We start from the raw sequence: 24,692 nt of genomic DNA on the forward strand, positions 1-24,692 counted from the left end.
CGAAAGTCTGCCAGGGTCCACCCTTGGGCGATCCTGGCTTGGCCTTCACTGCGGTCCAGAGCGGCAGAGCCCATTCGAAATACAGAATCTTCTGGGCGTGGTCCGAATCGGCGCTGGTCGCCAGCTTGAACACCATGCGGGTTCCGCCGTGGTACGGTTTGCCCCAGAAGGCAATCACCTCACGATCGATCAGGTGCAGGTAGGCGAACAGATCCACCGGCATCATCAACGGTACGCCTTGATCAAAGCTCGCCCCGGCAGTGCGCTCCAGGAAGGCCGACATCACGCCCTCGGCAAATTCGACTGCCCGCTGGGCGCCGGCATCATCGCCACTGGCGGCCAGGCACTTCGAAGCCACCATATGCACATTCGGCGACAGGAACAGCTGGCTGCGCCATGCCCGCAGCTGCTCACTGCTGCCACAACCATCCTGGTCCGAATCCTGGTTCCATTCCTGCCAGTGCTTCAGCCAGCGGTCTTCATCCAGGTTGCCCAGCGCGGCGCAGACCAGCGCCGAAAAATCGGCTGTCTGCGGCGCTTCCATCGCGGCGGTCAACTGCGTCTGCAAGCCCTCCGGATCAGCCGGCTGGGACAGACAGGGTTCGGACCACAGGTCATAGGGGGCACGCTCCGCCGCCGGCAGCGCGGTGCAAACCGGCGCCAGCAGCAGCCAGCAATTGCGAATCCAGGATCCGGACACGGCCTCAATCTCCTTGCAGAAGTTTGCGCAGGCGTTCCCGCCGCTCGTTGTCGCCGCCGTCGGCCATTCGCAAACCCAGGGCGTAGCCTGCGTGCTGTTGCACTTTCGCGATTGCCTGCGAGTACTTCGGCACATCCTCGGCCGCGATGTCGCGGGCGAGACTCCGGGCCAGCTGGCGCAGGACGATGGTCTGGCCGCTGCGCTCCAGTTCCTGTTCGAAATGGAAGCCGGGAGCATCCACGGTCATTGGCTTGAGTTCGGCCTTTATCGCCCGTTCCGGCGGCAGCACCAGCTCGAATCGATAGCGCAGCTCGAGCGGATAGAACTGGCGCCAGGGCGCAGTCCGATCCACCACCTGGGGCGCACTGAAGAGATCGGTCAATCCGGTGTTTTCGATCCGTACCGTGGCCTCCGCTCCGGCATTGCGCGTGGCTGACTTGAGCTTGAAGTTCTGCTGCACCAGCACCCTGTTCCCGGGCTGATCCAATTCGAATTGCAAGGGCTCGGCGCTCTCGATCGGCCCGAATCGGCGGCTGTAGTAGTCGCGGAAGCTCTGTTCGATCTGGCGCCTGCCGATGCTGCTGATGCGTAGCCGCTGGTATTCGGCCAGCTCGCGGCCGTACTCGAAGCGCATCCGCAAAGTGCCCGATCCGTCGGCGGACAGCGTCAACTGCTCCAGCAGATCGATGCTCGCCGGCAACTCGCTGACAGCGGCGGTGGCCACCGGCTGGTCATGCTCGCCGCCTACCACCATGGCCGCACCCAGGCTGTAGAAGCCAAGTTCATCCAGCTGCCCGCGCTGGATCGAAAGGGTTGGATCGAGCCAGTAGCGACGTCCATCGTAGTCGAGCGCAACGATCACGTGATCGAACATCGTTCCGCGGGCAAGTTGGGTCAGAACGGCGCCCTCGGCCTCGGTCGAATAGAGCGCAGGCCATGCCTCGAAGCCCAGCCCCCGCAGCAGCGCCACCAGCAGCAGGGACTTGTCCTTGCAGTCGCCCAGCCGTTGCTTGAGGATCTCGGAGAGGGCATGCGGCCGATGACTGTTCTCACCCAGCAGCCTGGCGAAATAGCGGATGTCGCGCTGCACGAAGCCTAGCGCCGCCAGTATCTGTGCCTGCCCGCCCTCGATCTTCCGCAGCCTGGCGAGCTCCTCCTGCAAGGCTGGGTCATCGGGCTCGATCCGGAACAGCTCCTGGGCCCAGCGATTGACCGCCGGCCAATCCGCCGCCTCACTGTATTCCAGCGTTTGCTGCAGCGGATGCTCGGGCGGTACCGAATCCAGCAGCGGCATGGTTTGTGCCGGCTGCTGGTCGATGAGTACGTGCAGATACGGCCCGGCCCCCTTCCATTCGGGCATGCGGTGCTGACCTGGCCCACGCAGCGCGAGCTTGAGTGTGCGCTCGGGGTCACGGATGATTTCCACCCTCAGCCTTTCGCTGGCATACGGGGTGGACAGCGAAAGTCCACCGCCCTGCACCCCGTTCAGGATCGGATTGGATCCCTCGACGGTATAGCTGAACTCGACCAGATCGCCGACGCGCACATCAGGAATGACCAGTTGCAGATTGTGCATGCCGGTGGTCATGCCCTGATCGAATTGATCCTCCACGGCAACATCGGTCAGGCTGGTCTGAGATTGACGGTCGCTCCAGCGACCGTCTCGCCACAATCCCAATCGATGCAGCACCAGGCGCTGGAAATCCGGCTGGAAGGGAATCTGCTGCTGGGCCACCTGACTCAGGCCACTGTCGCTCATCACGGTCGCGGCGAAGTGGGCATAGTGCTTGACCTCACCGTCAACAAAGCCCGCACGGGTGTCCACCAACCACCAGTGCAGGGCCTCGCCATCTTTCGGAGCCGGCTTCGGCTGGACCTGCACCGGCCCGATCACCCAAGGCTCAGGCGCTGCCCAGCGGTAGGACTCGCCCTCGGCCCAGGCCAGAGCAGACTGGCCCAGGGCCAGCAGCGACATCAACAGGCATGACCACCCATGCATTTCCTGATCCCGGCAGACTGTAACCAATTGATGATAATTGAAAGCACATGGCCTGCCGCAGGCAGATTCCAAGCCAAATCGGGAAAGACACACCGCCACGACCTGACTGCCTCGGACCGCACAGGCCCTGTCGGGTTCCCGGCCCAGGGCGCCGGCCGTGGCCAGCCTGGCGTGGCGGCACGCCACGCGGGATAGCCGCCTTCGATGCAGACATCAACGCTGCAGGTTCTGGTACTTGCGCTCGTACTTGTCGCGCAAGCGGGTGTGCTTGGAGCTGAGGTCCACCGGCTCGCCGTTCAGATAGGCAGCGACGATGCTGCTGCGCACGTCCAGCGGATCGCCGTCGCTGACGACAAAACTGGCGTCCTTGCCGGCTTCCAGTGAGCCGAGGCGATCGGCCACGCCGAGGATCTCGGCGGGCGCCAGCGTGATGGCGCGCAGGCCCTGCGCCCAGGGCAGACCAAAGGCCACGGCCTGGCCGGCCGCATAGGGCAGATTGCGCTCCATGGTGGCGGCGAATCCGCTGGCGTCGGAGGCGATGGCCACATTGATCCCAGCCGCAGCCAGCTTGCCGGCATTGGCGTAGCTGGTGTCGTAACCCTCGTGGCGACGCAAGGGCAGCTCCCAGGGCGTGTGCAGGATCACCGGCACAGCCCGTGATTTCAGCTCGTCGGCCATGCGCCAGGCGTCCTGACCACCGACCAGCACGAATTCGAGGCCGCGCTGGCGGGTGAAATCCAGTGCTTCGCGGATCTGCTGCAAATCAACCGCGTGGATGTACAAACGGGTCCGACCTTCCAGCACCGGCACCATGGCCTCCCAGCGCGCATCGGGGGCGGCGACGGTACCGGCGGCCTTGGCCGTGCGATAGGCGGCGGCATTGTCGAATGCCTGATCGATCAGTTCGCGACTGCGCGCAGCGCCCTTGATGGCCTCAGCGCGCATCGGTGCCGGCAGCCACGGCGGCAAGCGTGTCGACGGCCACATCAGGTGCAAGCCTATCGGCGCCTTGACCGTCATCTGCTCCCAGGTCCAACCGTCCAACTGGACCAGCGCCGATTGCCCGGCGACGATGCCGCCCTGCCCGGCCTGCGGCACCACGTGCACATAGAGCACGCCGTTGGCGCGAGCCACCGGCAGCAGATCGGAATCGGGATTGATGGCCACCTGCGCCCGCGCGTTGGGATTGATGGCGCCGGTTTCGGCCACATCCACCGAACCGCGTACGGATTCGATTTCGGTCAGGCCCATCACCGAATTGGCGGCGATGAAGGCCGGCACCACCCAGCGCCCGGACAGATCGACTCGCTCGGCATTGCCCGCCTGCGCCGACAGATCCGCACCCACGGCAATGATCTTGCCGCCATCCACCAGCATCTGCCCGTTCTCGATCGGCGCCGAAGACACCGGATGCAGGGTGGCGCCGGTGTAGAGCGTGGCTGCAGGAGCGGCCGAGGCGAGCAGCAACAGCGAGGCCAGGCCACCTGCCACCTTGTACAAATTCATTCCCATCTCAATGCTCTCCCTGGCAGTAATGCACGGCTTCGCCGTTGTGATAGGCACCGCGCAGGGCGGCCAGTCTGGAATTGAGCACGGCATAACGGGTGGGATCGATCAGCAATCGCGGCTTGCCCGGCCCTCCGGGGCCTCCCGGCGGCCCGCCCTTGGGGGCTTCGGCCAGTGCCGCCTGTACCAACTCGGCACGGGCGGCGACGATGCGTTGTTGCTCGGCCAGATCGGCGGCCTGATCGAAGTACTCGCGACCATCGATCCAGACCTTGCGCGGGCGGGCGTAGGAGGACAGCGGATGGTGGCTCCACAGCACCAGATCGGCGTCCATGCCCGGCTTGATGCTGCCGACGCGATCGTCCACGCGCAGTTGCTGCGCCGGATTGCGGGTCACCAAGGCCAGCGCCTCGGTATCGCTCAGCGCGCCGTAGCGGCCGGCCTTGCCGGCTTCGGTATTGAGACGTCGACCCAGGTCATTGCTGTCGGAGTTGATCGAGGTCAGCACCCCCTGCCCCACCATGATCGCGGCGTTGTAGGGTATGGCGTCGACGGCTTCCATCTTGAAGCTCCACCAGTCCGAGAAAGTAGAGGCGCCCGCGCCCACCTCGGCCAGCACTTCAGCCACCTTGTAGCCCTCCAGCACATGCTGGAAGGCCGCCACCTTGATGCCGAGTTCGGCCGACAGCCGGGCGAACATCAGGATCTCGTCCTGGCGGTAGGAATGAATGTGCACCAGGCGCTGATGGTTGAGGATCTCGACCAGCGCCTCCATGCGCAGATCGCGCCGCTGCGGCGGGCCTTTCTTGCTGGTCCGCGCAGCCTCGTAGGCGCGCGCCTGCACGAAGGCATCCTTCAGCAGCTGCTCCACGCCCATGCGGGTTTGTGGATAGCGCGGCACCGCCACCGGTCCCCAGTTCGACTGCTTGACGTTCTCGCCCAGCGCAAACTTGATGGTCGGCGTGGCGCCAGCGAACTTCAGCGCTTCGGCGCCCGCGCCCCAGCGGTGCTTGATCAGCTGCGACTGCCCGCCGATCGGATTGGCCGAACCGTGCAGCACGTGCGAGGTGGTGGTGCCACCGGCCAGTTCGCGGTAAATGTTGATGTCGGTGGGATCGACGATGTCGCCCAGGCGCACTTCCGAGGTGATCGCGTGGCTGGGTTCGTTGATGTTGCCGCTGCCGGCGATATGCGAGTGGGCGTCGATGAGGCCCGGGGTCAGATGCAGACCGCGGCCATCGATCTCGATGGCGCCGCGTGGCACCGACAGATCCTGACCCACGGCGCTGATACGGCCGCGCTCCACCAGCACATCGGTTTCGGCGAGCGGCTCGGATGCGCCGGTCATCCACACCGTCGCATCGCGGATCACCAGCGCGTCGATCTGCGGCGGCAGCCCGACTCGGCCGAAATCTCCGGCCGGGTAGCGGATCTGATTCGGAAATGCTGGCACGGTCTCGTTCTTGCCGCGCTCCGCGCCCTTGTCGGCGCCATCCTGTCCAGCATCGCTCTGCGCACCGGCCGCCAGTTCCGAACCTTCCGTCGGCTTCGGCGCTGCCCCCGCGCGCACAGCGCTCCAGTTGCGCACACGGCCATCCTCACTCAGCCAACGACCATCGAGCTTGCCCTCGGACAATGCCGCCTCCAGCGTGGATTTGTCCTTGGCGCCAAACCACTCGCCGGGTGCCGTGATCAGCAAGCGACCCTTGCTCAGCTTCGCCGTGGCCTCGTGCTCGCCCGACTTGATTTTCAGCGCCTCCGCCTTGCCCTCGACGATCCACTCGGCCGGTCCCGATGCACCCATCCAGTTGAGCGTCCACTGCCCGGTGATCTCGGGCGCGTCCACCGCGTGAATCTGGTCGCGCGCGCCATCGGCCCAGACTTCAAAGATCCGGGCGTCATCGGCGTTGAACAAGCCGGCATCGGCAATCAGCAGATTGGCGGGCTGCCCGGCCTTGATCTCGCCGAGCTTGCCCTCGGCCCCGAGGAAACGGGCCGGATGCAGGGTCAGCGCGGCCAGCGCCTGATCCGCGCTCAGTCCGTACTTGACTGCCTTGCGCAGGGCCGGCCAGAACTCGGCGTCGGGCTTGTCGAGGCCGGCCAACGTCAGCGCGTACGGATGGCCGCTGGCGGCCACCTTGGCCGGGTTGTAGGGCGCGTAACGCCACCGTTCCAGTTCCGCCAGACTGAGCTCCAGAGCGGCCTCGGCGTCGCTCACCGCGGGTGCCTTCGGGAAGTTCAGGGGCAACAACATGCCGATGCCATCGGGAAGTTGATCGAGCACCCGGTATTCATTGCCTGTGCCCAGCACCCAGGCCCGCTTCAGACCGAATTCCGCGGCAATGCGCGCGGCACGCACCACATCCAGCTCGTCATCGGCATCGAAAACCATGGCCTGCTGCCCGTCCAGCACCGGCAACAGGGCATCGAGGGCCGCATTGGCCTCGGCGCGTTCGCCAACGTTCTTCTGCTGCCAGGCCGCCAGATCGCGCTGCCAGCCGGCGTCGAGCAAGGCCTGCCGGATCAGCGCGATGGCGCCCATCTTCGAGCCGGGGTAGACGCCACCGAAGCTGAAATCGGCCTCGAAGGCGGCGTACTGCGCCACCCGGCGCGCCAGCAGATTCTGTTGTGGCGTCGGCTGATCGCGCAGGCTGAGTAGCGCACTCTGGCCGCGCAGCACGCCGCTGCCGGGCGCAGCGACGCTGGCCGCAAAGCCCAGATGGCGCAGCGCCTTGGCCGCGTCTGCATCCAGGGCCAGATGGCGACTGACATCACGCTCCGGACACACCCGGTCATTCCAGTGCCGCGCCGCCGGCGCAATCGGCGCGCTGGCCGAGCCACCGCCGCCGAAACGACCGCGGCCGCCGCGTCCGGCAGCAGGGCCGGCTCCTGACGATTCCAGGGCCGGGCAGCGTGCCTTGGCATCGAAACCATAGCTGCCGTGCACGTCGATGAAGGCCGGAAACACGCTCTTGCCAAGCGCCTCGACGACCACCGCCCCAGGCGCTTCGCGGCGACCGGCACGCACGTCGACAATCAGGCCATCGCGAATCTCCACGCTGCCGTTCTCGATCACCTTGCCCGGCGCGACCACGATGCGGGCATCGACGATGCTGGTGTGTCGGGGCGTGTGCTCGGCCAGCCCCTGCTGGGGCGTGGTCGAGATCTGGGCAGCCAGATTTGCGGCTACCAGGGACAAGGCAAGCGCGAGCGCGGTGCGCTGGAACATGGGCAATCTCCGGGAGGGACACGCGCCCGGATCACCCCGACGCGAAACGCGGATGGTTATCGACCAGCCGTCAGTTTCACGTCAACTCGCGCGGATGATTGTTTGCGCTTGGCGCGCCGCTCTCGTAGAGCGGAGCTCGCTCCGCTGCTCTGGCTGGGCTTTTGCTCTTCCCGCAACGCCGCTTGAAGAGCCGCACATCCTGCCGAGCAAGCTCGGAACCACCAGAGCCTCGTACACCGACGCTCTCGTAGAGCGGAGCTTGCTCCGCTGCTCTGGCTGGGCTTTTGCCCTTCCCGCAACGCCGCGTGAAGAGCCGCACATCCTGCCGAGCAAGCTCGGCACTACAACAGCCCCGAACACCGACGCTCTTCTGCAGAATGATTCACGCCCTGAACAACACGCTGCAACAGGTCACGGCGCCTTCGGCCTTCTGCAATTCCGATACATCAACAGCGCGCACCTCAACGCCGATGGATTCGATCCGCGCCTGCGTGCGCGGGAAGCAACTCGGGTAGACCACCGAGCGGCCGATGCGCAAGGCGTTGGCCGCATGTTCTTCGGCGGGATCGACTTCGATGCGGCGATAGCCGGCAAAGACCTTGGCGTCGACCAGCCATTGCGGTTGCACCAGCAGCGTGTCATCGCTGATCTGGGTCACGGCCGATTTCAGGTGCAGACAGCCCTGGATCGCCACCTGATGCACCCGGTAACCGTAACCCAGCACCGCCTTGCGCAGCTGCGCCACCGCCGTGTCATTGGAGCGCGCAGTCGCCCCGACGTAGATGTCGCGGCCGATGCGCAGGATGTCGCCGCCATCCAGCGTGCCCGGTTCATCGATCCACAGCAAAGGCCGATAGCGCCCGATGACCTCGGCCACCGAAGCAGACTCACTGCGCCGCGAAACTGCTCCCGGCCGGGTCATGACTGCCAGCTCATCCAGCACCAGCACCGTGTCTTCCACAAACACCGCATCCGGCATCTGATCTTCAGCCGGCACCGACACAAGGGTGCAGCCGGCGTCGACCAGGGCCTGCTGATAAGCGCGATGCTGCCGTCGCGCCAGGTCCACATTGATGGGTGCGCGGCCAACGAAAGACAGCTGGCAATCGCCCAGACTGGCGCTGACCTCACGGACCAGGGCATGGGGCAGATTGGATTTCATGGCTCGGGACTCGACGCTGACCTGGACCGGTGCAATAGCGGCTTTCGAAAACAATTGCCAGCGGCGATGCGGTCTTGAGGCCCTGCCGTGTCAACCCGGGCCAACATCCTGCGTTGATCGGACCAGCGGACGACCGCGTCCGGGACGGCGCCACGAGGAGCGCCGGGGAGCCGCGCTGCGGCAGCCTCGGCCTGGCGACTACGTCGACCTAAACGAAACTGGGGGTGATGCATGCGTCCATATCGATGTTGGTTGAGGCGTGATTGCGAGCCACCTGTTTCGGTCCGAAACTGCGCACGGGCCATGAACCATCAAATTGGCTGTAGGAGCGACCTCGCGTCGCGACCGGCGAGTCGCACGTCCACAGCAGCGGTCGCGCCGCAAGGGCGCTCCTACAGGTGAACAAAACCAGCGTTGCGCCCACGTTTATGCCGAATCAACAACTTACGATATGGATTCATGGAGACGAGCGCAGTGACGAAACAATCCAGTGTCTATTCGCATGACCCCGGATTGCTTCCCCCGAATCAATTCCGGGGTCACAAAGGCGCCAGGGTTCGCGGCCCGTCGCCAGTGTCGAGCCGATCCGGGTGGCTCGCAATGAGGCCGATCCACGGCCGTTGGGCGGTCTCAGCTCGGCGCCCGGTGCTGACAAGGCTGCTGCTGGTCTGCTGGCTGCTGTGCACCTGGGCGGTCGGTCCGGCACTGGCCGGAACGGGTTCAATTGCCTGGGTCACGCCAGCTGTACAGGCACCGCGGGTCCAGTACCAGTTGATGAACAGTGGCGCGGTCGGCGGCCAGGTCAGCTTTCATGTGTACCTGCCGGAGGCCTACACCTTGCAGCCCTCACGCCGCTTTCCGGTGCTCTACTACCTGCACGGCAGCGACAGTGTGCTCAGCGGCATTGCGGCCGTGTCGGCGGCCTTCGACAACGCCATTGCCGCGGGCGAGATTCCGCCACTGATCGTGGTGTTTCCCAATGGTCTGCCCAACGGCATGTGGTGTGACGCAGAGAGCGGCCTGCAGCCGGTGGAATCGATGGTCGTCAACGACCTGATCCCGACCGTGGACACCCGCTTCCGCACCTTGCCAGGCCCCCGGGCCCGCCTGGTCGAGGGTTTCAGCATGGGCGGTTACGGCGCGGCACGCCTGGGACTGCGCTACCCGCAGCTTTTCGGCGGCTATTCGATGTTGGGTGCGGGACCGTTGCAGCTGGATTTCCTGGCGATCAATCCCAACTACCAGCCCTTGCCGCTGCGGCAGCAGATTCTGGCCGAAGTCTACGGCAACAGTTTGGCCGTATTCGAATTGCGCAGCCCGTGGCGCCTGGCCGAAGCCCCAGGTGCGGCGCTGACCGGACAGATCTCGCGCCAGCTGATCGGTACGCTCGACTCCACACTGCAGCCCAACCGCGATTTCCACCAGCACCTGCTGGGGCTCGGCTTCAACCGCAGCTATGTCGAAGTACCCGGCGTCGGTCACGCCGTCCTGGCGCTGATGGACACGCTCGGAGGCGCCTACTGGCAGTTCCACCGCGACGCCCTGCGCGAGGCGGACCTGCTGCTGCGCGATGGTTTTGAGGACTAGCACTTTCCCCGGGGACACAAAGACTTCGCGGCTAGAACAAGCCAATCGCGATCACCGATTCCAGCAGCGCGGCCTTGTCCGCTTCCGGCAGCGGCTTGTGCCATCGCACGATGTGCACTGGCGTGTGGGTGGCCTCGAAACCCGTCGCCAAGGCAACCTCTCGGGCACGCTTGTCTCCGCAGTGGCCGAAATAGGCATCGCATTCGCCATCCAGTCGATGAAAGGCGTGGCGCAGCACCATCGCCCAGATCCCGCCCTGCGACTGCACCAGTTCCAGCTCTTCCGCATTCATGCGCCTCAGCGTGGAACCGTCACTGCAGGAACCGCCGGACAGATAGACCCGATTGAAGCGCAGCATGTGCGAGAAACCGGCCACATGCAGGGCACCATCCGGATCTTTGTAGAAGGCGATGAAGTGACGCGGGATGTCAGGGGCATCGCCACCAAACTTGCGCCGGAACAACTCGTTGACGAAGAACGGGCCTTCGGCAACCTCGGTGATGGTGAGAAAGGCGCGACCATCAGCGGTTTTCAATACGAATTCGGACATGGGAAACCTCGGTTTCTGAGCCACCTTGATGCGGCCAGCGGCAAGCCACGATCGCTGCATGATGGCCGAGCTTCGGCGTAGCGAACAGGGGCAGCGCGCAGCCGTCCGTCCAGCGGCCTGACTAGACCGTTGGACTCGGTCCCGTAAGCGCGAGTGCCAGGCGACCGGTCGTCCTGTTCGTCGATTCCTGCAGTTGGCGCGCCGCCGGCTTTGCCCTGTTCCTGTTCCTGGTCGCACGCCCGGTCAGCGTGTTTGCCGGCCTGATCGGAAGCCGAAGCCCCTCGCGCGTGCGCGGCATGGCCGGATGGTTTGGCGTGCGTGCAATCGGCTCGCTGTATGAGCACAACCGGGCGGCATTGGCCCGCTCAAGCTTTTGAACGTATCCAAGGACTTTCTGGCCTCGGTCATGAAGGCTGTCGAGCAGGAGGCCGCCGGAACTCCGGTGGATACGCGCACTTCCCGGGTTGTTGGCAGCAATCGTCGCCCTGGCCGCAGCCTTGAGCCAGGAGATCGGCGCTCTGCGCGATCCGGCAACCCTGGCAGCAATCAGCGATGAGCTGGGCCAGCGCCTGGCGGCATCGTGCAGACCACGGCTCGGGTGGTCTGCACGCCGAACCCCGATCAGGCCGGTTGTCTGCCGTCGCGAAACCCACGGTCGCCGACAGCTGCTCGGGAGGTGACCCGGTTTCGGCTGTCCATACCTGCCAGAATGAACCCTCCTCTGCCTGGATGGCGGAAACAGGAGTGACGGCAGATGCGGTTCCATACCAGCGCCCTTCTGGCGCTGTGCTTGTCGACGTCGGCGCTGGCGGCGGACCCGCCCACGGACATGACCAACCATTGCGGTATGCGCGCCAAAGGCGATGTCCGGCCCAGAATCGGTCTGGTGCTGAGTGGCGGCGGCGCCCGCGGCATCGCTCATATTGGCGTGATCAAGGCACTGGAAGGCGCGGGCGTGCATGTCGATTGCATTGCCGGCACCAGCATGGGCGCGCTGGTCGGTGGTTTCTACGCACTGGGCATGCCGGTCGACGAGATGGAAGAGATCGTGCTGTCGCTGGACTGGGGCACCATGTTCAACGATGCGCTGGAACGCCCGGAGCGCTCCATCCGGCGCAAGGAGGAGGACCGGCTGTCGCTGAGCAGCATCGGCGTGGGTCTGGATCGCAGCGGGCTGAAGATTGCCACCGGCGTGGTCGCCGGACAGCGAATTCAGGCCTTCCTGGAAAGATCGACCGTGGCTGCCAACGGCGTTGCCCACTTCGATCAGCTGCCAATACCGTTTCGGGCAGTCGCCACCGACCTCAACACCGGTCTGCCGGTGGTACTGGACCGGGGCAGCCTGGCGACCGCACTGCGCGCCAGCATGTCGCTGCCGGCGGTGCTGGATCCCGTGGAAATCGATGATCAGATTCTGGTCGATGGCGGCCTCGCCGACCAGTTGCCGGTAGGTGTGGTGCGGGCGATGGGCGCAGACGTGGTGATTGCCGTGAATGTGGGCATGCCACTGGATCGCCTGGACAGCAGCGCCAATCTGCTGACGGTCATCAATCAGCTGACCAGTCTGATGACGGTGGGCAACACCCGTACGGCCATCGCCAGCCTGGGCGAGCGTGATCTGCTGATCACCCCGGAACTGGGGACTGAACTCGGATCGGCAGATTTTGACAAGGGCGAACTGGCCATACAGGTCGGGCTCGACGCCGGGCTTGCGATGAGCGAGAGATTCGCTGAGCTGAGCTCGTCCGCACCCGAACGAGAGCGCACCCTGCATCGTGACCGCAGACCGCTGATCGACTTCGTGCGCCTGGACAACCGCACACCGTATGCCAACGAAGTGATCCTCTCTCGTGTGGATGTGGAGATCGGTCAGCCGCTGGACATGGTCGCCCTGGAGAACCAGTTGCGTGTGATCTACGGCATCGGCACTTTTGCATCGGTGAGTTATCAGGTGGTCACCGAGCATGGCCAGACCGGCGTGGTCGTGACCGCGGTACCCAAATCCCATGGCCCCAACTACGTACAGATCGGCCTGGCGCTCAGCTCCGACTTCGGCAGCGAATTCAGCGCCAATTTCCGGGCCTCGCTGCTGCTGGCGCCGATCTCGCCGCTGGGTGCAGAAGCGCGCGTGTTCGCGCAGATCGGCAGCGAACCGACGCTGGGGCTGGAGTACAACCGTCCGCTCGATCCGCTCAGTCGCAACGCCCTGCTGTTCCGAGGCTTCTATGAAACCGCCGACATCCAGACCTACGATGGCGATGGCAACAATACCGCCACCTACGAGGTGCGCCAGTTGACCACCAGTGCCGCCTGGGTGCGCGAATTTGGCAGCCTCGGGGCACTGAACATCGGCATCCGGCGCGGCCTGGGTGAAACCCTGGTCGCCACCGGCGATCCGGCGCTGCCCGAAGTCAGCTACCAGATCGGTGATGTCAGTGCTGCGCTGACGCTGGACCGACTCGACAACCTGTACTTCCCGCGCCAGGGCCATTTCGCCCGCATCGGCATGCTGGGCTCACGCAAGGCCCTCGGTGCCGACAGCAATTTCGTCCAGGCCGATCTGGATTTCATCGGCGCCCGTGGATTCGGAAAGCATGCCCTGCAATACGGTTTGCGTCTGCACAGCACCACCTCGGGTACCGCGCCGCTGCAGAGCATCTATCGTCTCGGTGGCCGCGGTCGCGGCATCGGCTATCGGCGCAACGAGCTCAGCGGCCAGAACTACGCCGTGCTGATCGGCGGTTACCTGTACGAACTGGCGGATGTCATGGGCCGCAGCGCGTACTTCGGCAGCACTGTCGAATTCACCAATGCCTGGGATCAGCGCTCGCAGCTGCGCCTGGATCGCAGCGTGGTCAACGCCGGCATTTACCTCGGCTTCGATTCCTGGATCGGCCCGATGCTGTTCGGCTATGGCGTGCGCGAAAGCGGCGACGGCACGCTGTTTCTGGAGATCGGACAGCAGTTCTAGCCCGCCGTGTTCATGGCAGCGGAGTGCCGCCTTTCCCGTCGCCCATGCAAGCTGCGTAGCGCTGCAACAGCAACGGTATCGCCTCGGTTCTCCAGAATTTGGGAGAAACCAGTCCGCCGGACATCCCAGCCGTCCCGTAGCGATCGATCCGTACCTGATCGTCCAGCTCCAGCGCCTGTCCGGTCAGTCGTACGTAGCCTTCCGCGAGCAGCGCACGCAGATCCTCAGCGCTGGCCGGAAGAGGCAGGTAGGCGAAACGCTCGGCCAATTCGTCCCAGAGCATGGGATCGCCGCGCAAACCCCAATGTCCCGGTCTCGGCGCGAACAGATCCGTGATCAGTGGATCGGCGCTGGCCTTGTCGGTATTCATCGCAGCCATCATTACCAATTCTGGATGGATGGCTGGATCCTACCGCCGTGTGGAAAAGAAGGCACAGCAACACGTGAACGCCGCCCAAGGCAGCGCACCTGGTGCTTCCGATCCGATTGTGATCTCGCCGGCACGGCACCTTGGGTGAGGTTTCGACCTGAACCCGTGGGAAGTGCCCGTCACCGCTGGGTGACGGGCTTGCCTGAGGCAACAACCGATGCGCTGGTCCTGCCTTACTCGTGGTGTTCTGCGGCCACCAGAGCCGTATCGCGCGTGGCGGTGGCGTCAGCCAGTTCCGAGGCCAGCGCGGCTTCGGCCCCACTCAGGCATGCGTCCTTGTCGGCGCCCTTCATGGCGCCGCAGGCCTGTCGGGCCACTTCGGCACGGCCATTGGCCTGGGTGGTAGCCAGTTCAAAGTCCGCCCTGGCGGTTTTTGCCATCGCCTCGGCCTCGGCGTTCGTGAGCTTGCCGAAAGCCGAAGATTCCTTGTCGGCGTAGTCCTCGCGTGCGGCCGCCACATCCTCATTGGCCTGGGCCACGATCTGATCCTTGCTCTCGCGCGCGTCGCTGGTGTCCTTGGCGGCGTCCTGCTTCGCTGCCACGACGTCCTTGGCGGTGTCCTGCGGCGTCTCCTGACAAGCGCCAAGGAACAGCATGGCGATCAGCGCCGCCGGCATCATTTTCATTTTCATGGTGCAACTCCTGTGGGTGTGTAGCGTGCCTGCAATCTGCATGATGCTGTTCCCGCCGTCGGTGCGACGGCGCACGCTCGTCCGACTTCAGGCCAACCAGCGAGCTGGCCGATCACTGCGAATCAAGCAAGACCTGCGTTGCGCGCATGCTCCGGTCCCGGCTCTGCTCGGTGTGACAGCGCACCGACCCGGGCGTGGCCCAGAGCGCAGATTGCTCGTACGCGGGAGCCAGACGATGCTTGGCCCCGACCCCTTGCACACGCGGAGAGCAAAATGTCGCTAGGCATGCTGTTGTTGATCATCGTTGTACTGATGCTGTTGGGCGCACTTCCCAATTGGGGCCATAGCCGTTCCTGGGGATACGGACCAAGCGGCGGCCTGGGACTGGTCCTCGTCATCGTGCTGGTGCTGGTGCTGATGGGTCGTATCTAGTCCGCATTTCTCACACCTGCGCGAGCCGATGGCGCAACCGGCATCTGCTCAAACTGGCCTGGACCCAATGTCCAGGCCGGATTGGCGCAGCCTTGGAAGAGAGCCGAAACCATGTGCTAGGCTGAGCGCGAATTGAAGCCGTGATCCGCCCATTGGCAGATGCCACATCGTCACTCGATATGGGGCCCAGCGCATGAAGATCAGCAATTCAAACTCCCCAATCCGGTTCTGCCGAAGACTGACCCGAGTCTGGTCGCTGGGCTGCTGCGGCCTGATCGGCATGACTGCTGCTGACGCGGCGATCACGCTGCAGGACATCGGCGCCCAGCGCGGGATCGGCAGTTACGCGATGGCGCAGCCAATGGGAGGAGGGGTGGCAGCAGCCGATTTCGACGGCGACGGCGACGTCGATCTGTTCGTCCCCAATGAGAAGCTCATTCCCGATCAGCTCTACGTGAACCTGGGCAACGGCTTTTTCGAGGAGCGTGCAGCAGCACTGGGGCTGGCCTCGATGCTCCGCAGCCGAACCGCCTTGTGGCTGGATGTGGATGGCGATGGCGATCTGGATCTGGTGGTCGCGGGTGATTGCCAGGGCAACTCACAGGGCACCGGGAATCCCCAGTGCGACCCGGGCTTCGCGATGATGCGGCTGTATCGTCAGCAGAGCGGTGTCTTCGTCGATGCCACGTTGGGCTCCGGTCTCGAACAGGACTCGGGCACGATGGAAGACGGCCACCATCGCGGCGGCATGGCCGCCGGTGATATCGATGGCGATGGCGATCTGGATCTGTACGTTGCAACCTGGAATGGCCGTTCGCGGCTTTTCGTCAACAATGGCAGTGGACAATTCACCGATATCACCGTCAGTGCGGGTGTCGATCGTCCGCTGACCTCACAGTGGCAGCCGGTGATGTTCGACGTCGACGGCGACGGCGCGCTGGATATCTTCGTCGCGGTCGATTTCACCGACAACTTCCTGTTCATGAACCACGGCAACAACGTCTTTGTAGAGCGCGCGCAAGCAGCCGGCGTCAATCGCAACTGGAACGACATGGGTGTTGCCGTCGGTGACTACGACAACGATGGCGACTTCGACATGTACGTCACCCAGGTGTATGGCCGTGAGCCGGGTGAGCACAACATGCTGCTGCGTAACGATTCGACCATCGGCAACCCACTCTTCGTCGATATCGGCGACAGCGCCGGCGTGGGCGATACCGGATGGGGCTGGGGCGCCACCTTCTTTGACGCCGATCTGGATGGCGACCTGGATCTGGCGGTGACCAACGGCTTCGTCAACGTTCACGACCAGTCCCGACTGTTCCGCAACGACGGCGGTGATAGCTACACCGATATCTCCACCCAAAGCGGCTTCAACGACATGCTCTGGGGCAGCAGCCTGATTGCCATCGATGCCGAAGGTGATGGCCAACTCGATCTGTTGCAGACCTGCAAGATTCACCCGCAGCCTGGACCATTGCGCCTGTTGCATAACGCGACGGCGTCCGGCAACCACCATCTGGTCGTGGTTCCCAGGGCAACCACTGGCAACACCCACGCGATCGGTGCGCGGGTGTCGGTGACAGCAGGCGGACAGACCCAGCATCGACTGTTGAGCGCGGGCATCTCCTTCCTCGGCCAGGAGCCTGCCCGAGCCCATTTCGGCCTGGGCAGCGCCACCCGAGTCGACGAAATCAAGGTGCGCTGGCCTGACGGCCACGAAACCTCAAGACGTTCAGTCCTGGCCGACCGCATGCTGCAGATACCTGCCGACGAACTGCACTACGCCAATTTCGAGTGAGCAACTAACGTAGAGTCGTCGCCACCTTCCTGCGCCTGATTGCACCATGAGCAAGCTGCAGACTGAATTGCATCGACTCTATCTGCCCAAGGCTGCCGCGGCGCCCCAGGTCCAGACGACAGAAGCAACGCTGATCGATCAAGACGGGATGGTGCGGGCCATGGTCATGGAGCTGTCGCGGCCGGCAGACTGGGAGGCGCTGGACCAGCTCTGGCAGGGCGTTCAATCCGACCTGGAACTGCCGGCCCCGGCCATCGCGGTGTCCGGCGAGGATGGATTCCAGCTCTGGTTCTCGCTGGCCGAGGCGGTTTCCGTCGCACGAGCCCAGGCCTTTCTGCACAGCCTGCGCACACGCTACTGGCCCGATATCGCTGCCAAGCGCATCCGTCTGCTGCCGGTCGCAGACCCGGACGCGCCCGGTCGGTTCCAACAGGCCAAACCGGTTCCGGCCTGCCAGGCCGGGACCGGCAATTGGTCGGCCTTCGTGACGCCTGATCTGGCCCCGATGTTCGCCGAAACCCCATGGATGGACATACCCCCCGGCGATGACGGCCAGGCCAGCGTGCTCCGGCGGCTGACCAGCATCTCACCGGCTGCCTTCGCGGCTGCATGGCAGCAGCTCCATCCGGACGCAATTGAAGCTACCGAGAGCGAGTCGCAGGCGCCGGGTACCCAACCCACGCTGGCCCCACAACACGCCCAAACCTCGACGAGCAATCTGAGTCCACGACTATTCTTGCTGCAGGTGATGAACGACGCTAGCGCCCCGCTGGCCTTGCGGGTGGAGGCCGCCAAGGCACTGCTACCTTATGGATGACGGGCGGCGGCAGCCACTGTCTGCGAGCGGTGTACATCGATGGCAGCCCCGTCAATTGCGGATCGACCGAGCGAGCCGCCACGACAGGTGCAGTTTGTACCTCACCGCGTCCCAGGCGCTTGCCGCAGCTTGCGCGGGTTGATCCTCAGCGGGCCGCTGCATCGGCCGTGCACGATTGGCCGCGCACCAGATTTCCAAAGAGGACGGCAGAAGACGCCGTCATCGGATCGGTGCCTTTCCTGCGTTCGAGTCGGTAAGCATCCTTGCACGCACCTGGGCAACAGCGAATGCCAGGGTCCAGTGTCCCCTGCGGACAGGTTGGCACCGACTCGAAACAGGCATCAATGGAGTGCCCCGACCTGGTCGGATCCATGCAGGCTGCAAGCAGGTCCGAACACCGGCTGGCCAGGACCATCGGATCGTGGGCGTCGTTTCTGGACTTGACCTGACCCGACGGTCGCAGTTCGATGACGCGTCCATTGCGCTCGATCAGATAGATCGGGAACCTCGACGCGGGTGAGGCCGGACACAAGGCGATCGTGCCGTGATCATCCTGGTAGATCTTCAGGGTGCTGATGCGTTCTCGCGAGTATGCTGACAGTGCCATTGACGTCAACAATCCCTTGAGCGCGTCAAGGGCCGCACTCCGGGAATCAGCCAACACCTCTGCCATGGGCAACTCGCGCCCGCTCGGCGACTCACACCTCTGGGTGATGTCAGCGGCTGTAGGCAGACCCGCACCGTCAGCGGAGGACACGGTCCGCAGGTCCTTCTGTTCGATCAACTGATCCGCGTGAGAGTCGGTAGCCGAATCCGACGCGCAAGGGCGATCAGAGTAGACCCATTCACCTTGGTCCGTGCTGCACTTGTGAATCGTTGACGCACCCACTGGCGGGCAATGCGTCACCCCAAGCCATAGCAGGCAGGACAGCAGGCACCACGCGGCGCCTTGCACGCCCGTCGGGCGTGGCGCTTGACGGCCAGCGAATCGAAGTCGATCGGATCGCCCATCAATGGCAGTCGATGGGCGCCCCTGCTTCCCCAGAGCTCCCCACGGGCGGACTGCCGCATGACGCCAGGCCTTGCCTGTCGGATCTGCATCGTTGACGACCACTGGCAGCGCCATCTCGCTGATCATCTTCTCGCTCCGTTTGCGTTGGGCGGCGCCCTGGCCCTTCCCCTGCTGGTCCTCATACGACATCGAATGTCGAGTGCTGCCAAGCTCCCGATGGTGGCCGTGACAGCTTTGACCAACCATGGCCCGATGTCAGACCGGTAGTCTTTGCGGTTCGCGCGCATTCCAACAGGTGTTTCGTCAATGGCAGCGTAGTGCCGACTTGCGCATGCTGCTGATCACCCTGTCACCGCACGGACACGCTTGGCGCTACAGCAAGTAGCCCGGGTAAGCGCTGCGCACCCGGGAGGCATGGCCAGACCAACGCTTGTCACCGCTGCGAATACTCGGGTCCAGAGCCTGCTGTTCTGCTACTGATCTCGATCTCGATCTCGATCTCACGATGATGATTGATCCGGGCATGGTCGTGTCCTTGCAGCACGGCAGGAGCCAGCCCCTCAGAGACCCAGCACATCGCGACCCTGCTTGAGCACGATATCAACGGGAATCTGCTGTTGCTGCAGGTGGTCAAGGTCTGCCTGCAGCGTCGAGCCGACTTGACCGAACTCGTTCTGAAACGCGGTGGCGCCGTTGTAGTCGCCGTCACCCTGCAGAGTGAGAATCTTTGCCGAGAGGCTGTTGACGGCGGCAGCCATCTTGTCGAAATCGACGCGATAGCGGCCGCTGTTCTCGTCACGTGCAAAAGCGCCCTCGCGTTGCAGGTAGTTGAACGCCACCATATTGGCTTGGCCGTGTGCGCTGCTGGCGCCGAAACGCACCGAGCGGAAAATCCCGGCGAGGAAGGTGACGTAGTTGTCCTTGAGTCTGGCGGCATCCAGCTCACCCATCTCGCCGAGTTTGCCAATCATGTACAGACCAAGGATATCGGCCTTGCCTTCCTCGTAGCTGCCGGCGAGATCGGTCAAGGCCTCACGAACCGTACCCTTGCCGTCCAGCGTGTTCTTGATACCCAGACCATGAGCCACTTCGTGGAACATGACGTTCTCGAAGAAGGCATCGAACTGCACATGCGTGCGCTGTTCGGGGTCGATCAGCGTGTCGGCGATGGGCACGACGATGCTGTCGAACTTGGCGCGCATGGTGTTTTCCAGCTGCAGACGGCGTGAGCCCTTGGCCAGCTGCACGGCCTCGTCGTTGGGCAGATTGATGGCGATGGTCTTGGCGCCGGAGTTGGCATCACCGCCGTAATAGATCGCGAAATAGGCGTTGAGATCGGCGTCGGTGCCGGGCATCTCGGCCTTGTATGCCTCCGCGACCGGCAACCCGCGCTGCAGGGCCGGCAGGTGCTGGGCAAAGCGCGCCAGACGCTCGCTCCATTCGATGTCCTTGACCAGCAAGAAGGCCTCGAATGCAGCCTTGGTGCCGAACAGCGCATCCTGATAGCTCTCGATAGGCCCTATCACCACATCGATCGGGCTGTTCTTCATGTCCATCCAGGCCATGTCGCTGGGCTGATAATCACCAGTCAGAAGCGCGTCGGCGCGCAGTTTCAGGTAGTCAGCGAATCCCGGATCCGATGCGACTTCTGCGGCCTGGCGCAGCAGCGCGGCGGCCTGTTCGAGTTCGACCTTCCAGGCCTCGTGATAGGGCACGACGATCAGCTGGCCAGCGTCGTCGCGGCGGATCAGCGTGTACAGGCTGTCCTTGCCGGGCAGATCGGCGGCAGCAAATTCTTCCTTGCTCATGTCGGCGGGATAGAACTGCGCACCCGGCGGGCGTTCGCCAATACCTGCGACGAAGGGCTTGTCGCCATCAAGACGATCCCAGGGTCCGTAGTTGATCTCGACAAAGCGGCGCGTTGCCGGATCGGAAATGCCTTTCAACAGAGCGTCCTTGTCGCCCCAGACCTGCTTCCAGAACAGCTCGTCCATGATCTCGCCAGCCTGCAACAAGAACACGATCGCCTGACGGTCACCGTCGCTCAGGGCCGACAGGTCGGCGCTGAGCGTGACCTCGGCGTAGGCGGCCACCTTCGCGGCAACGGCATCTGTGGTGTGCGGCACCGATGCCTCGGTGGTGGCAGGCACAGGTTCAAGAGTCGGGCTGGTCTCGGTCTGCGGTTGCTGGCAGGCCGCCAGCACGGTGCCGAGGATCAGGACGAGGCTGATGGCGCGTGCAGACATGAGGGTCTCCCTGAAAAGCCTCCATGTTATGGCAATTGCAGGCAATCGAGTGGTGCTGAAATTGATCCAATCAGACCAGATCGGTGAGATGGCGGTGACAAGTCAAGGGTGATCGACGAACTGGGGAAAGCAAGGAAAGCAAGGACACCCAGAAAGCAAGGACACCCATGAAGGAAAGCAAGGACACCCAAGCACCTGAAAGCAAGGACACCCATGAACCTCACCCCCGATCATCTCCGACTCGTCGCCCGACTGCGATAGTTGCGAAGGGGCGGAATCTGCTGGGGCAGAACGCAACATGACGGCTCTTTGGCGGGGAGCCATCGCTGCATTGAGTTGGTGAAGCCTGAGGCGTGACACGCGCCAGATCGTTCGTACCGATTTCGGCAATGAAGGTTGTTGGGCAACCCAACGCTACACCGCCGCCAGCCGCCTCGCCGTAGCGATGCCCCGCAGCCAGCGCTGGCCGATCTCGGCGGCCTTCTCGACCAGGCTCTCCACCGCGCCTATCGCTCGGCCGTAATCGGATTTCACCGCCAGCACCTGACGGGTCCAGGTGTCCGGGTGGTAGCCCAATCGACCCAGCGTCGCGGGTGCCGGGCCGGCAATGGCGCCGCGCTGGTCGGCGCGGATCTGGCGGCCGGTGTAGTCCACCAAATGCAGATATTCGACTTGCGTCAGGTGCAACACGCCGAATCCGTGGATTCCAGCCATCGGCGCTAGGGCTTTCTCGGCGGCGGCTGCATCGCTCTCGATCGCCCTCAACCGCCTTCGGGCACTGGTGTGGGCCGAGGCTTCGAGCGTGTCACACAGCTTGGCCCGCACCGGATTCAGATCGACATAGGCCATCGCCGCCAGCACTGCCGATTCGTCCAGCAGCATCTGACACTTGAAGCGACCTTCCCAGAATCGACCCTTGCAGTGGTCTTCCCTGTTTGCCGAGCGTGCAATCGGCTCGGACAGGCAGCGCATAAACCAGGAGAGATCAGACAAGCGCTCGCGCAGCACCTTGATGCGCTCCACATCGCCCGCCAGCACCTCGGCACGCATCTCGGGGTTCTGATCCTGGCGCGGAAACAAGCGCAACCAGCGCGCAGCCACTTCATTGGCCGACCAACCCGCGACCGCCGCCGGCAAGGTCTGCACCACCACATGAATGTGGTTGCTCATCACCGCGTAGCCCCAGATCGCCACTCCGAAGATTCCGGCCAGTTCATGGATGCGATCCTCCACCCATTGCCGACGATGCTCGAAGGAGCGACCCGTCAGCCGATCCTCACCACAGAGAAAAGCCCGACGCACACAGCGCGAGACGCAGTGGAAAGTGCCAGCCGAGCCGGTGGGAATCAGAGTGGAGCGGGCGTAGGTCATGAAAGCGATCATTCACCCCGCCCGGCCGATTGTCAGTCGGAAAACGGCGCCAGATTCTGTAGGAAAAATCTTACAAAATGGGTGTCCGTTCTTGTTCTCCGTTCTTGTTCCAAAGGCCATGCCGTGCCCCACCCGCGCGGAATCCGCCGCCCGGATCGCGACACACAAACGTCCGTCGTGGCATACGCGTGACGGTGGATTCCGCACGGTGAAGGATGGCTGCGGGATCCACCCTACCCGGGAACCCGCCTTACGCGGGTTTGTGTAGAAGGCCACAACGTAATCCACCTGTGTCAACCGCAGGCCCACTGTGACCGTAAAACAGTCGGTGTAACCACCCTGCCCACGTTAGCGCTTCAGCAAGGCATCGGACGGGAGCGGGTGCGGCCTGATGGGAGCCATAGGTAGTTCCTTGAAAATGATCTGGGCGCACCAAGCCAACCCATGCGCCTCATGGCAGGCCATCGGCGGGATTCTTGGGTGGAGCGACATCGGATTCGACGCAAGCTTGATTGCGGCCCTTGCCCTTGGCCTCGTACATCGCCGCATCCGCAGCCGCTAGAACGGTAGACATGTCGCGACCCTGGCCAAGAGCGATTCCGATGCTGACCGTGATCCGAGGTAGATCAGCGTTCGCCGCAATTGACAATTGGTTCTGCAACTGCGTCGCAAACGCCAGACATCGGGTCACGTCAGCCGCATCCAGGAGCACGACAAATTCCTCGCCGCCCCAACGCGCAGCACGATCCTTCGCGCCTAGAGTTGAGCTCAGATCAATCGCTATTCTCTTCAATACCTCATAAAGCAGGAAAGCAAGGACACCCAAGCGGAAAGCAAGGACACCCACAGCGAAAGCAAGGACAGCGAAAGCAAGGACACCGACAGCGAAAGCAAGGACACCCGCGAAAGCAAGGACACCCGAAAGCAAGCGAAAGCAAGGACACCCAAGCAAGAAAGCAAGGAGAAAGCAAGGATGGTAGAAAGCAAGGACACCCATGAACCTCACCCCTCGATCATCTCCTACTCGCCGCCCGACTGCGATAGTTGCGAAGGGGCGGAATCTGCTGGGGCAGAACGCAACATGACGGCTCTTTGGCGGGGAGCCATCGCTGCATTGAGTTGGTGAAGCCTGAGGCGTGACACGTGCCGGATCGTTCGTACCGATTTCGGCAGTGAAGGTTGTTGGGCAACCCAACGCTACGCCGCCGCCAGCCGCCTCGCCGTAGCAATGCCCCGCAGCCAGCGCTGGCCGATCTCGGCGGCCTTCTCGACCAGGCTCTCCACCGCGCCTATCGCTCGGCCGTAATCGGATTTCACCGCCAGCACCTGGCGGGTCCAGGTGTCCGGGTGGTATCCCAATCGACCCAGCGCCGCGGGTGCCGGGCCGGCAATGGCGCCGCGCTTGTCGGCGCGGATCTGGCGGCCGGTGTAATCCACCAACTGCAGATACTCAACTTGCGTCAGGTGCAACACGCCGAATCCGTGGATTCCAGCCATCGGCGCGAGGGCTATCTCGGCTACAGTCGCATCGCTCTCGATCGCCCTCAACCGCCTTCGGGCACTGGTGTGGGCCGAGGCTTCCAGCGTGTTACACAGCTTGGCCCGCACCGGATTCAGATCGACATAGGCCATTGCCGCCAGCACTGCCGATTCGTCCAGCAGCATCTGACACTTGAAGCGACCTTCCCAGAATCGACCCTTGCAGTGGTCTTCCTTGTTCGCCGATCGTGCAATCGGTTCCGACAGGCAACGCATGAACCAGGAGAGATCCGACAGACGCTCGCGCAGCACCTTGATGCGCTCCACATCGCCCGCCAGCACCTCGGCACGCATCTCGGGGTTCTGATCCTGGCGCGGAAACAGCCGTAGCCAGCGCCCAGCCACTTCATTGGCCGACCAACCCGCGACCGCCGACGGCAAGGTCTGCACCACCACATGAAGGTGATTGCTCATCACCGCGTAGCCCCAGATCGCCACCCCGAAGATCCCGGCCAGTTCATGGATGCGATCCTCCACCCATTGCCGACGATGCTCGAAGGAGCGCCCCGTCAGTCGATCCTCGCCACAGAGAAATGCCCGACGCACACAGCGCGAGACGCAGTGAAAAGTGCCAGCCGAGCCGGTGGGGATCAGAGTGGAGCGGGCGTAGGTCATGAAAGCGATCATTCACCCCGCCACGACGACTGTCAGTCGGAAAACGGTGTCAGAGCTCGTAGGAAAAATCCTACAAAGTGGATGTCCAGTGTT

17 protein-coding genes are annotated in these 24,692 nt (G+C 63.8%); 5 read left to right on the top strand and 12 right to left on the bottom strand.

Features of this window, described 5'->3' with window-relative positions:
- Positions 1 to 704 precede the first annotated feature (704 nt).
- The 4 genes from H7A19_04495 to H7A19_04510 all read right to left on the bottom strand — a co-directional run bounded on the left by H7A19_04495 (position 705) and on the right by H7A19_04510 (position 8,584).
- Positions 705 to 2,699, bottom strand: coding sequence for a DUF3857 domain-containing protein (locus tag H7A19_04495; GenBank protein ID MCP5474081.1), 1,995 nt, complete (start codon positions 2,697 to 2,699; stop codon positions 705 to 707).
- A gap of 213 nt (positions 2,700 to 2,912) precedes the next feature.
- Complete coding sequence (locus H7A19_04500; GenBank protein ID MCP5474082.1) at positions 2,913 to 4,205, bottom strand: amidohydrolase family protein; 1,293 nt, start codon at positions 4,203 to 4,205, stop codon at positions 2,913 to 2,915.
- Between the two features lie 7 nt (positions 4,206 to 4,212).
- Entirely contained in the window at positions 4,213 to 7,434 is a 3,222-nt protein-coding gene (locus H7A19_04505; protein MCP5474083.1) for an amidohydrolase family protein, read from the bottom strand.
- Positions 7,435 to 7,816: 382 nt separating this feature from the next.
- Complete coding sequence (locus H7A19_04510; GenBank protein ID MCP5474084.1) at positions 7,817 to 8,584, bottom strand: dimethylargininase; 768 nt, start codon at positions 8,582 to 8,584, stop codon at positions 7,817 to 7,819.
- Between the two features lie 657 nt (positions 8,585 to 9,241).
- On the opposite strand from H7A19_04510, the gene H7A19_04515 reads away from it, so the two are divergent.
- Positions 9,242 to 10,183 (top strand): esterase family protein, encoded by a 942-nt coding sequence (locus H7A19_04515; protein ID MCP5474085.1) that lies wholly within the window; start codon positions 9,242 to 9,244, stop codon positions 10,181 to 10,183.
- Positions 10,184 to 10,214: 31 nt separating this feature from the next.
- Here H7A19_04515 and H7A19_04520 read toward each other — a convergent pair whose 3' ends face one another.
- A complete protein-coding gene (locus H7A19_04520) occupies positions 10,215 to 10,733 on the bottom strand; it encodes a hypothetical protein (protein MCP5474086.1) in 519 nt (172 codons plus the stop codon).
- A 754-nt stretch (positions 10,734 to 11,487) separates the two neighbouring features.
- Between H7A19_04520 and H7A19_04525 the strand changes: the two genes are divergently transcribed.
- Positions 11,488 to 13,704: a patatin-like phospholipase family protein gene (locus H7A19_04525; protein MCP5474087.1), complete on the top strand. Its 2,217-nt coding sequence runs from the start codon at positions 11,488 to 11,490 to the stop codon at positions 13,702 to 13,704.
- Between the two features lie 10 nt (positions 13,705 to 13,714).
- Here the strand turns inward: H7A19_04525 and H7A19_04530 are convergent, their stop codons facing one another.
- Both H7A19_04530 and H7A19_04535 read right to left on the bottom strand, forming a co-directional pair.
- Positions 13,715 to 14,074 carry a hypothetical protein gene (locus tag H7A19_04530; GenBank protein ID MCP5474088.1) on the bottom strand — a complete coding sequence of 120 codons (360 nt, stop codon included), beginning with the start codon at positions 14,072 to 14,074 and terminating at the stop codon, positions 13,715 to 13,717.
- 233 nt (positions 14,075 to 14,307) lie between these two features.
- On the bottom strand, positions 14,308 to 14,766 hold the full coding sequence (locus tag H7A19_04535; GenBank protein ID MCP5474089.1) for a hypothetical protein: 459 nt from the start codon (positions 14,764 to 14,766) through the stop codon (positions 14,308 to 14,310).
- 273 nt (positions 14,767 to 15,039) lie between these two features.
- On the opposite strand from H7A19_04535, the gene H7A19_04540 reads away from it, so the two are divergent.
- The 3 genes from H7A19_04540 (at position 15,040) to H7A19_04550 (ending at position 17,816) form a co-directional block, all read left to right on the top strand.
- Positions 15,040 to 15,198, top strand: coding sequence for a DUF3309 domain-containing protein (locus tag H7A19_04540; GenBank protein ID MCP5474090.1), 159 nt, complete (start codon positions 15,040 to 15,042; stop codon positions 15,196 to 15,198).
- A 280-nt stretch (positions 15,199 to 15,478) separates the two neighbouring features.
- Positions 15,479 to 16,999: a CRTAC1 family protein gene (locus tag H7A19_04545; protein MCP5474091.1), complete on the top strand. Its 1,521-nt coding sequence runs from the start codon at positions 15,479 to 15,481 to the stop codon at positions 16,997 to 16,999.
- A 46-nt stretch (positions 17,000 to 17,045) separates the two neighbouring features.
- A complete protein-coding gene (locus tag H7A19_04550; GenBank protein ID MCP5474092.1) occupies positions 17,046 to 17,816 on the top strand; it encodes a hypothetical protein in 771 nt (256 codons plus the stop codon).
- A gap of 145 nt (positions 17,817 to 17,961) precedes the next feature.
- Here H7A19_04550 and H7A19_04555 read toward each other — a convergent pair whose 3' ends face one another.
- From H7A19_04555 to H7A19_04575, 5 genes are all read right to left on the bottom strand, one after another.
- On the bottom strand, positions 17,962 to 18,423 hold the full coding sequence (locus H7A19_04555) for a hypothetical protein (protein ID MCP5474093.1): 462 nt from the start codon (positions 18,421 to 18,423) through the stop codon (positions 17,962 to 17,964).
- A 965-nt stretch (positions 18,424 to 19,388) separates the two neighbouring features.
- Positions 19,389 to 21,074: a Zn-dependent hydrolase gene (locus H7A19_04560; GenBank protein ID MCP5474094.1), complete on the bottom strand. Its 1,686-nt coding sequence runs from the start codon at positions 21,072 to 21,074 to the stop codon at positions 19,389 to 19,391.
- Positions 21,075 to 21,488: 414 nt separating this feature from the next.
- On the bottom strand, positions 21,489 to 22,445 hold the full coding sequence (locus tag H7A19_04565; protein MCP5474095.1) for a transposase: 957 nt from the start codon (positions 22,443 to 22,445) through the stop codon (positions 21,489 to 21,491).
- A 451-nt stretch (positions 22,446 to 22,896) separates the two neighbouring features.
- Positions 22,897 to 23,442 carry a GGDEF domain-containing protein gene (locus H7A19_04570; GenBank protein MCP5474096.1) on the bottom strand — a complete coding sequence of 182 codons (546 nt, stop codon included), beginning with the start codon at positions 23,440 to 23,442 and terminating at the stop codon, positions 22,897 to 22,899.
- Between the two features lie 200 nt (positions 23,443 to 23,642).
- Positions 23,643 to 24,599, bottom strand: a complete 957-nt coding sequence (locus tag H7A19_04575; GenBank protein ID MCP5474097.1) for a transposase — start codon at positions 24,597 to 24,599, stop codon at positions 23,643 to 23,645.
- Positions 24,600 to 24,692 lie beyond the last annotated feature (93 nt).

The sequence above is a fragment of the Rhodanobacteraceae bacterium genome, assembly GCA_024234055.1.
Taxonomy (GTDB): domain Bacteria; phylum Pseudomonadota; class Gammaproteobacteria; order Xanthomonadales; family SZUA-5; genus JADKFD01.

Excerpts from the sequence above, each read along its gene's own strand:
- H7A19_04540 (MCP5474090.1), top strand. The coding sequence starts at position 15,040 with ATGTCGCTAGGCATGCTGTTGTTGATCATCGTTGTACTGATGCTGTTG.
- H7A19_04560 (MCP5474094.1), bottom strand. The coding sequence starts at position 21,074 with ATGTCTGCACGCGCCATCAGCCTCGTCCTGATCCTCGGCACCGTGCTG.
- H7A19_04525 (MCP5474087.1), top strand. The coding sequence starts at position 11,488 with ATGCGGTTCCATACCAGCGCCCTTCTGGCGCTGTGCTTGTCGACGTCG.
- H7A19_04500 (MCP5474082.1), bottom strand. The coding sequence starts at position 4,205 with ATGAATTTGTACAAGGTGGCAGGTGGCCTGGCCTCGCTGTTGCTGCTC.
- H7A19_04530 (MCP5474088.1), bottom strand. The coding sequence starts at position 14,074 with ATGAATACCGACAAGGCCAGCGCCGATCCACTGATCACGGATCTGTTC.
- H7A19_04505 (MCP5474083.1), bottom strand. The coding sequence starts at position 7,434 with ATGTTCCAGCGCACCGCGCTCGCGCTTGCCTTGTCCCTGGTAGCCGCA.
- H7A19_04545 (MCP5474091.1), top strand. The coding sequence starts at position 15,479 with ATGACTGCTGCTGACGCGGCGATCACGCTGCAGGACATCGGCGCCCAG.
- H7A19_04565 (MCP5474095.1), bottom strand. The coding sequence starts at position 22,445 with ATGACCTACGCCCGCTCCACTCTGATTCCCACCGGCTCGGCTGGCACT.
- H7A19_04535 (MCP5474089.1), bottom strand. The coding sequence starts at position 14,766 with ATGAAAATGAAAATGATGCCGGCGGCGCTGATCGCCATGCTGTTCCTT.
- H7A19_04495 (MCP5474081.1), bottom strand. The coding sequence starts at position 2,699 with ATGCATGGGTGGTCATGCCTGTTGATGTCGCTGCTGGCCCTGGGCCAG.
- H7A19_04555 (MCP5474093.1), bottom strand. The coding sequence starts at position 18,423 with ATGGCACTGTCAGCATACTCGCGAGAACGCATCAGCACCCTGAAGATC.
- H7A19_04575 (MCP5474097.1), bottom strand. The coding sequence starts at position 24,599 with ATGACCTACGCCCGCTCCACTCTGATCCCCACCGGCTCGGCTGGCACT.
- H7A19_04520 (MCP5474086.1), bottom strand. The coding sequence starts at position 10,733 with ATGTCCGAATTCGTATTGAAAACCGCTGATGGTCGCGCCTTTCTCACC.
- H7A19_04570 (MCP5474096.1), bottom strand. The coding sequence starts at position 23,442 with ATGGGTGTCCTTGCTTTCTACCATCCTTGCTTTCTCCTTGCTTTCTTG.
- H7A19_04550 (MCP5474092.1), top strand. The coding sequence starts at position 17,046 with ATGAGCAAGCTGCAGACTGAATTGCATCGACTCTATCTGCCCAAGGCT.